Annotated in this window: 9 protein-coding genes; 8 read left to right on the top strand and 1 reads right to left on the bottom strand. The window is 71.1% G+C overall.

Annotated features, from left to right (window positions below):
• Positions 1–106 precede the first annotated feature (106 nt).
• Genes Q0588_RS06280 through Q0588_RS06260 form a run of 5 tightly spaced genes read left to right on the top strand, consistent with a single transcriptional unit; the run spans position 107 to position 4,207 of the window.
• Entirely contained in the window at positions 107–970 is an 864-nt protein-coding gene (locus tag Q0588_RS06280; protein WP_298744748.1) for a septal ring lytic transglycosylase RlpA family protein, read from the top strand.
• A gap of 39 nt (positions 971–1,009) precedes the next feature.
• Positions 1,010–1,636, top strand: coding sequence for a dTMP kinase (gene tmk, locus Q0588_RS06275; RefSeq protein WP_298744746.1), 627 nt, complete (start codon positions 1,010–1,012; stop codon positions 1,634–1,636).
• A complete protein-coding gene (locus tag Q0588_RS06270; RefSeq protein WP_298744744.1) occupies positions 1,633–2,610 on the top strand; it encodes a DNA polymerase III subunit delta' in 978 nt (325 codons plus the stop codon). The genes tmk and Q0588_RS06270 overlap by 4 nt, the downstream gene beginning before the upstream one ends.
• On the top strand, positions 2,610–3,398 hold the full coding sequence (locus tag Q0588_RS06265; protein ID WP_298744742.1) for a TatD family hydrolase: 789 nt from the start codon (positions 2,610–2,612) through the stop codon (positions 3,396–3,398). Before Q0588_RS06270 ends, Q0588_RS06265 begins: the two co-directional genes overlap by 1 nt.
• Positions 3,395–4,207: an MBL fold metallo-hydrolase gene (locus Q0588_RS06260; protein ID WP_298744740.1), complete on the top strand. Its 813-nt coding sequence runs from the start codon at positions 3,395–3,397 to the stop codon at positions 4,205–4,207. The genes Q0588_RS06265 and Q0588_RS06260 overlap by 4 nt, the downstream gene beginning before the upstream one ends.
• On the opposite strand, the gene hemB is transcribed toward Q0588_RS06260, so the two are convergent.
• Entirely contained in the window at positions 4,196–5,200 is a 1,005-nt protein-coding gene (gene hemB, locus Q0588_RS06255) for a porphobilinogen synthase (protein ID WP_298744738.1), read from the bottom strand. The genes Q0588_RS06260 and hemB overlap by 12 nt on opposite strands.
• Before the next feature lie 94 nt (positions 5,201–5,294).
• On the opposite strand from hemB, the gene Q0588_RS06250 reads away from it, so the two are divergent.
• The 3 genes from Q0588_RS06250 to Q0588_RS06240 all read left to right on the top strand — a co-directional run bounded on the left by Q0588_RS06250 (position 5,295) and on the right by Q0588_RS06240 (position 8,344).
• Positions 5,295–6,434, top strand: a complete 1,140-nt coding sequence (locus tag Q0588_RS06250) for an isobutyryl-CoA dehydrogenase (protein WP_298744736.1) — start codon at positions 5,295–5,297, stop codon at positions 6,432–6,434.
• An 8-nt stretch (positions 6,435–6,442) separates the two neighbouring features.
• Positions 6,443–7,495 (top strand): enoyl-CoA hydratase/isomerase family protein, encoded by a 1,053-nt coding sequence (locus Q0588_RS06245; RefSeq protein WP_298744750.1) that lies wholly within the window; start codon positions 6,443–6,445, stop codon positions 7,493–7,495.
• A gap of 63 nt (positions 7,496–7,558) precedes the next feature.
• Positions 7,559–8,344: a methyltransferase domain-containing protein gene (locus tag Q0588_RS06240; RefSeq protein ID WP_298744734.1), complete on the top strand. Its 786-nt coding sequence runs from the start codon at positions 7,559–7,561 to the stop codon at positions 8,342–8,344.
• The last annotated feature ends 120 nt before the right edge of the window (positions 8,345–8,464 follow it).

Below are 8,464 nucleotides of genomic sequence, written 5' to 3'. Positions count from 1 at the left end.
CGGCGGTTTTCAAGACCGCTGCCTTAAACCACTCGGCCACCTGTCCGTACCCTGCGGGCGGAACCGCCGCATAGCGCCAAACGCCACGTTAACCAAAGCGGAAATCTTGTCCGCCATCCTCGTCGCCATCGAGGGCGGGGCCATGGCTGCGAGACTTCTCAAGGGTGTTGTGCTCGCCGGCCTGCTGTCGCTGCTGGCCGCCTGCGCGAGCGGCGCGCGGCCGGACCTGCGGCCGATCCCCGTCGTCACCGACCCCGCGCCGATCGTCTCCGGGACCATGCGGCCCTATCAGATCCGCGGCCGCTGGTATCGCCCGGCCGATCAGCCGGACTACGACGAGACCGGCCTCGCCTCCTGGTACGGCGACCGGTTCCATGGCCGCCCCACCGCCACCGGCGAGCCGTTCGACATGAACGCCCTGACCGCGGCCCACAAGACGCTGCCCCTGCCGGGTCTGGTCGAGGTGACCAACCTCGCCAACGGCCGCCGTGTCGTCGTGCGCGTCAATGACCGCGGGCCTTTCGTCGACGGCCGCATCATCGACCTGTCGCGCGGTGCGGCCGAGGCGCTGGATCTGCGCCGGGCCGGCGTGGGCGAGGTCAGGGTGCGCTATCTCGGGCGGGCCCCGCGTCAGGGCGGCGGTTCCACGGTCCAGTACGCCGCGGCGCCGCCCCCCCGAACGCCGCCCGCTCCGCCCCCGCCGGCGGAGCCGCCGCCGCCGCTGCCGGCTCCTGAGGACGCCGGGCCGGTCCGGGCCGGCCTCTGGATCCAGGCCGGGACCTGGCCCGACGCCCGTCAGGCCCGCCGCGCCGCCGAACGGCTGGGCGGCGGCGCGACGGTCGAGGCGGCCGGTCCGGGCCGGTTTCGCGTGCTGGTCGGGCCGTGGCCGGACGCCGGGGCCGCCGAACGCTCGCGGCGCGCCGTGATCTCGCGCGGTTATCCCGGGGCGATGATGATTTCGGGCGGCTAGACCCTTCCGGAACCCGGTCGGCGCCGCCATTGTGCGCCGGTGACTCACGGCAGATTCATCACGTTCGAGGGCGGCGAGGGGACCGGCAAGTCGACCCAGGTCGCCCGTCTGGTCGAACGGCTGCGCGCCCGCGACCTCGAGGTGGTCCAGACCCGGGAGCCGGGCGGCTCGCCGGGGGCGGAGGAGATCCGCGTCCTCGCCCTGAACGGCGACGTCGGCCGCTGGTCGGCGACGACCGAGACCCTGCTGATGTTCGCGGCCCGCTCCGACCATCTGGAACGGACCATCCGTCCGGCGCTGGAGGCCGGCCGCTGGGTGGTCTGCGACCGTTTCGCCGACTCCAGCCGCGCCTATCAGGGGGCGGGCGGCGGAACCCCGGCCGAATTGATCGAGACCCTGGATGCGGCCATCGTCGGACGGACCCAGCCGGACCTGACCCTCGTCTTCGACCTGCCGGTCGAGGTCGGGCTGGAGCGCGCCTTCGGCCGCGGCCTGTTCGAAACCCGGTTCGAGTCCAAGGGGCCGGAATTCCACGAGCGGCTGCGACGCGGCTTCCTCGACATCGCCGCCGCCCATCCGGAGCGGTGCGTCGTCATCGATGCGGACGGCGACCAGGACGCCGTCGAGGCGCGGGTCTGGGCCGCGGTGGAGGCGCGGCTGCCGTGAGCGAGCATCCGCGCGACCGTTTCGACCTGGTTCCCGACGCCGCCGCCGAGGCAGCCTTCCTCGACGCCTTCGACAAGCGCCGGCTGCATCACGCCTGGCTGCTGTGCGGGGTCGAGGGATCGGGCAAGGCGACCTTTGCCTACCGGGCCGCCCGCCGCCTGCTCGGCGCCGCGGCCGATCCGTCGCGGGGGCTGCTGGGAACGCGTCCGGACGATCCGGTGGCCCGGCTTGTCTCAGCCCAGTCCCATCCCGACCTGCTGGTCCTCGAACGCGCCGTCGAGGGCGGCAAGACGAAGAAGTCGATCTCGGTCGATCAGGCCCGCGACCTGCCGGAGTTCTTCTCCAAGAGCCCGTCGCGGGCGAAATACCGCGTCGCCATCATCGACGCCGCAGACGACCTGAACCTCAACGCGGCCAACGCCTTGCTGAAGGTGCTCGAGGAGCCGCCGGAGCGCGGCGTGCTGTTCCTCGTCGCCCATGCGCCGGGCCGGCTGCTGGCCACCATCCGCTCGCGCTGCCGCCGCCTGGCCTTCCCGGTCTGGCCGCAGCACGCCCTGGAGGAGATGGTCCGCAACCGCACCGGCGTTCCCTCCGCCGAGGCGGCCCGCATCGCCGGCATGGCCGCCGGCTCGCCGGGTCGGGCCCTGGCCCTGGCTTCCGGCGCCACGCTCGAGGCCGACCGGCTGGCCCAGGCCTGGGTCGCGGCCCCGGACCTCGACCGCGCCGAGGTCATGGCCGTGGCCGACAAATTCCGCGGGGCCGAGGGGCAGGAGCGGTTCGAGACCCTGATGGACCGGCTGATCGCCGCCGTGAAGCTGCGCGCCCTCGAGGAAGGCAGGTCCGGGGCGCGCTGGGCCGAGCTTTGGGAGCGGCTGTCGGGGCTGCCCGACCGGGCCGCCGCCATCAACCTCGATCGCGCCGACGTGCTGGCCGGGGCGCTCGCCGACCTGCAGCGGACCAAGGCCCGCGCCTGATGCTGATCGACAGCCACGTCAACCTGCACGCGCCCCAGTTCGACGAGGACCGGGACGCCGTCATCGCCCGCGCCCGCGAGGCCGGGGTCGGCCTGATGGTCGAGATTTCCGACAAGCTGTCCACCTTTGAGGCCACCCACGCCCTGGCCATGGTCCACGACGACATCTGGGCTACCGTCGGCGTCCACCCCCACGAGGCGAAGGACTACGTCGACCTGACCGCCGACCGGCTGGTCGAGCTGGCCGCCCGCCCGAAGATCGTCGGCATCGGGGAATGCGGCCTCGACTTCCACTACGATCTCAGCCCGCGCGACGTGCAGGCCCGGGTGTTCAGGCAGCATGTCGAATCCGCCCGCCGCACCGGCCTGCCGCTGGTCGTCCACACCCGCGAGGCCGACGCCCTCATGGCCGACATCCTGTCCGAAGAGCAGGCGAGGGGGCCGTTCCGTTTCCTGATGCACTGCTACACCAGCGGCCCGGAACTAGCGGAAAAAGCGGCGGAACTGGGTGCGTGGTTCTCGGTGTCCGGCATCGCCACCTTCAAGGCCGCGTCCGGGGTGCGCGAGATCATCGCCGCCATGCCCGCCGACCGCATCATCGTCGAGACCGACTGCCCCTACCTTGCCCCGGTCCCGCACCGCGGCCGCCGCAACGAGCCGGCGTACGTCGGTCACGTCCTCGACAAGTTGGCCGAAATCCGCGGCTGGTCCCGCGACGAAGCCGAGGTCCGCACCACCGACGCCTTCTTCGCCCTGTTCGACCGCATCCCGAGGCCGGAGGGCGCATGAACGGCGCGGCGGGTGAGCTGGAGGTCGTCATCCTCGGCTGCGGCTCGTCCGGCGGCGTGCCGCGCGGCGACGGCGACTGGGGCGCCTGCGACCCGGCCGAACCGAGGAACCGCCGGCTGCGCTGCTCCCTGCTGGTCCGCCGTCACGGTCCCGACGGCCTCACCAGCGTCCTGATCGACACCTCGCCCGACCTGCGCCAGCAGATGCTGGCTGCTGACGTGCGCCACATCGACGCCGTCCTCTACACCCACGATCACGCCGACCAGACCCACGGCATAGACGACCTGCGCGTCTTCGCCCTGCACGCCCGCCGCCGGCTCCCGGCCTTCATGGACGCAGCCACCCACGCCGCGATGCGCGAGCGCTTCCGCTATATCTTCGACAGCGTCCAGGGCTATCCGGCCATCCTCGAGGCCCGGCCCCTGCCGCCCCACGGCGAGCCCTGGGCCGTCGACGGCCCCGGCGGCCCGGTTCCGGTCGTCACCTTCGACCAGGCCCACGGCCCGATCCGTTCGGTCGGCTATCGCCTCGGCTCCGTCGCCTATTCCAGCGACGTCTCCGACCTCGACGACGCCGCGATCGAGATGGTCCGAGGCTGCGACCTGTGGATCGTCGACGCCCTGCGCTGGACCCCGCACCCGACCCACGCCCATGTCGACCGGACCCTCGACTGGATCGCCCGGGCCGGCGTCAAGCGGGCGGTGCTCACCAACCTGCATCTCGATCTGGATTACAACGCCCTGTCGGCGGTGGTTCCTGCGAACGTCGAGGTCGCCTTCGACGGCTGGACCACCCGGCTAGCGCTGTAGCAGCCGTGCGGCGTCAGCCGCAAAATAGCTCAGCACCCCCGCGCAGCCCGCCCGCTTGAAGGCGTGCAGGCTCTCGAGAATGGCCCGCTCCTCGTCCAGCCAGCCGTTGGCCATGGCCGCCCGCATCATCGCATACTCGCCCGACACCTGGTAGGCGAAGGTCGGCACGCGGAAGGTCTCCGACACCCGCCGGACGATATCCAGATACGGCATCCCCGGCTTGACCATCACCGCGTCGGCCCCCTCGGCGATGTCCATGGCCACCTCGCGCAGCGCCTCGTCCGAGTTGGCGTAGTCCATCTGATAGGTCTTCTTGTCGCCGGTCAGCGCCTTCGCCGACCCCACCGCGTCCCGGTAAGGCCCATAGAAGGCCGAGGCGTATTTGGCCGCATAGGACAGGATCAGCGTGTCCTGCAGCCCGTTGGCCTCCAGCGCCTCGCGGATGGCCTGCACCCGCCCGTCCATCATGTCCGACGGCGCCACCACGTCGGCCCCGGCGTGGGCGTGGATGAAGGCCTGTTCGGCCAGCCGCTCCAGCGTCGCGTCATTGACGATCCGTCCGTCCTCCAGCACCCCGTCGTGGCCGTGGTCGGTGTAGCAGTCCAGGGCCACGTCGGTGATCACCCCGATCTCCGGCGCCACGTCCTTGATCGCCTTGATGCAGTCCGGAACCAGCCCGTCGGGGTCGGTCGCGCCCGTGCCCACGCCGTCCTTGATGCCCGCATCGACATTGGGAAACAGCGCCACCGCAGGAATGCCCAGGTCCCGCGCCTCGACCGCCGCCGCCGCCGCCGCCTTCGGGCTCAGCCGGAACACGCCCGGCATCGACGCCACCGCCACCCGGTCCTCCGCCCCGTCGTGCACGATCAGCGGCCAGACCAGATCGGCCGGCGTCAGCGTCGTCTCGGCCACCAGCCGCCGCACCCATGGCGTGCTGCGCAGCCGGCGGGGGCGGGCGTAGGGGAAGGCGGCGAGGGCGAAGGGCTGGGTCATGGCGGCGCTTATAGACGAAGCCTCGCGGTCGGGGAGAGGGTTCAGTTTGTCGCCGGTTCGGCTAGAAGCCCCTCAAAGACTCAAGGACCGCCCCATGGACTTCGCCCTCACCGACGACCAGCGCGCCATCCAGGACGCCGCCCGCGCCTTCGCCGAGGCCGAACTGGCCCCGCACAGCGCCGAATGGGACGAGACCAAGCATTTCCCCGTCGATGTGATGAAGCGCGCCGCCGAGATGGGCTTCTGCGCCATCTACACCGGCGAGGAGCACGGCGGCATGGCCCTGGGCCGGGTCGAGGCGGCGGTCATCTTCGAGGAACTGTCGCGCGGCGACGTCTCCACCGCCGCCTTCATCTCGATCCACAACATGGCCGCGTGGATGATCGACCGGTTCGGCTCCGACGACCTGCGGGCCCGCTATGTGCCGCGGCTCGTTTCCATGGAGTTGATCGCCTCCTACTGCCTGACCGAGCCCGGCTCCGGCTCCGACGCCGCCGGCCTGCGCACGACCGCGAGACTGGACGGCGATCACTATGTCCTCAACGGCTCGAAGGCCTTCATCTCCGGGGCCGGGACCTCGGACGTCTATGTCGTCATGGCCCGCACCGGCGCCGACGGCCCGAAGGGCGTCTCCACCTTCGTGGTCGAGAAGGACACGCCCGGCCTGTCGTTCGGGGCCCAGGAGAGGAAGATGGGCTGGAACAGCCAGCCCACCGCCATCGTCGCCTTCGACGACTGCCGCATCCCCGCCGCCAACCTGCTCGGCAAGGAGGGCGACGGCTTCCGCTACGCCATGATGGGCCTCGACGGCGGCCGGCTGAATATCGCCGCCTGCTCCCTCGGCGGCGCCCGTCTCGCCCTGGAGACGACCCTCGAATACGTCAGGACCCGCAAACAGTTCGGCAAGCCGATCGCCGACTTCCAGAACACCCGGTTCAAGCTCGCCGACATGGCGACCCAGCTCGACGCCTGCCGCCTGATGGTGCTGCGCGGCGCCTGGGCCCTCGACACCCGCCACCCTGAGGCGACCAAATGGTGCGCCATGGCCAAGCGCCTGGCCACCGACGCCTGTTTCCAGATCGCCGACGAGGCGCTGCAGCTGCATGGCGGTTACGGCTATCTGAAGGACTATCCGCTGGAGCGCATCGTCCGCGACCTGCGCGTCCACCGCATCCTCGAGGGGACCAACGAAATCATGCGGGTGATCACGGCGCGGGAGATGATGCGGCAGTGAGCGACGCCATGACCCCCGAAGCCGAAATCCTCGTCCGCGTCCAGTCCGGCCTCGGCCGCCTCACCCTGAACCGCCCCAAGGCCCTGCACGCCCTGAACCGCGCCATGTGCCAGACCATGATCGAGGCCCTGCTGGCGTGGCGCGTCGACGACGCAGTGAAGTCCATCCTCATCGACCACGCCGGCGAGCGCGGCTTCTGCGCCGGCGGCGACATCCGCATGATCGCCGAGAGCGGGGCGGGGAACGCCTCCGAGGCCAGGGCCTTCTTCGACACAGAATACAAGCTCAACCACCTGCTGTTCGACTATCCGAAGCCGGTCACCGCCCTCGTCGACGGCATCGTCATGGGCGGCGGCGTCGGCATCAGCGAGCCGGCCGTGGTCCGCATCGCCACCGAGCGCACCACCTACGCCATGCCCGAGACCGGCATCGGCCTGTTCCCCGACGTCGGCGGCGGCTGGTTCCTGCCGCGCCTGCCGGGCCAGACCGGCGTCTGGCTGGCCCTGACCGGGGCCCGGCTCAAGGCGGCGGACACCGTCTTCCTCGGCATCCACAGCCACTATCTGCCATCCGATGCGCTGGACGCCTTCCGCGCCATCCTCGCCGCCGACCCGGCCCATCCGGTCGACGTCGCCGACGGGCTGGAGACCGAGGCCGGCGCGCCGCCGATCGAGCCGCACCTGCCCGCCATCGACCGCCTGTTCGCCTTCGACACCGTCGAGGACATTTTCGCGGCCCTCGAGGCCGACGGTTCGGAGTGGGCGATGGCCCAGCTGGCGGTGCTGAGGACCAAGTCGCCCCAGTCCCTGAAGGTCACCCTGCGCCAGCTGCGCACCGGCGCGGTCCTGACCAGCTTCGCCGACAACATGGCCATGGAATACCGCCTCGGCGGCCGCGTCGTCCGCACCCACGACTTCCAGGAAGGCGTCCGCGCCGTCATCGTCGACAAGGACAACGCCCCCAAATGGTCGCCGCCGGCGCTGTCGGGGGTCAGCGACGCGACGCTGGACGAGCTGTTCGCGCCGCTGCCGTCGGACGAGGAGTGGCGGCCGCTTCCCTGATCGGGGGCTTGCCATCCGTCCCGTTCCGGAGCTTGGCTGTCGCCGCTGGTTCAGGAGACGATCATGCTCAAACCGTCGCTTCTCGCCCTCACCGCCGCCCTCGCTCTCGCCGCCTGCGGTTCGGATCCGTACGCCGGCCGCGACGACCGCATGGCCAGTCGCACCTATGCGGCCATGCAACTGGCCGGGCTGCACCGCGCCGCCATCGCCGATCCGCTGCGGCCCGCCGATGAGGTGGCCCGCGACCCGTTGCGCCATCCGGACCGGATGCTGGCCTTCGCCATGCTGGAGCCGGGCGACAAGGTCGCCGACATCCGCCCCGGGGCCGGCTATTTCACCCGCCTGTTCGCCCGCGTGGTCGGCGACGGCGGCAAGGTCTACGCCTTCGTGCCCCACCGCACCGCCGAGCACGAGAACCCGCGCGCCGACGCCCTCGTCGCCGCCTATCCCAACGTGATCCGGGTCAACGGCGACCTGGACACGATGAACTTCCCCGAGCCGCTCGACCTGGTCTGGATGAGCCAAGAGTATCACGACTTCCACATCCCGGCCTTCGAGACCGATGTGGCCACGATGAACCGCGCCATCTACGCGGCGCTCAGGCCCGGCGGTTATTTCATCGTCATCGACCATTCCGGACGCCCGGGCACGGGGCATGCCGAGGTGCAAACCCTGCACCGCATCGAGGGCGCCTCGCTGCGCGCCGAGGTCGAGGCGGCGGGCTTCGTCTTCGACGGCGAGTCCTCGGCCCTGGCGAACCCCGCCGACGACCGCACCGCCAACGTCTTCGACGAGGCCATCCGCGGCCGCACCGACCAGTTCGTCTATCGCTTCAGGAGGCCCGGCTGACGGAAAACCGCCGACGCCGCTGGCGAGCCGGCCGGGGACCGGCTAACCCTCCCGAAAATCATTCGGGAGAGACGCCATGACCCAGACCATCGCCTTCATCGGCCTCGGCAACATGGGCGG

Source organism: uncultured Brevundimonas sp. (assembly GCF_937870815.1).
In the GTDB taxonomy this organism is placed as follows: domain Bacteria; phylum Pseudomonadota; class Alphaproteobacteria; order Caulobacterales; family Caulobacteraceae; genus Brevundimonas.
The sequence above is the reverse complement of the archived record's forward strand: the minus strand, read 5'-3'. Positions and strand labels throughout refer to the sequence as shown.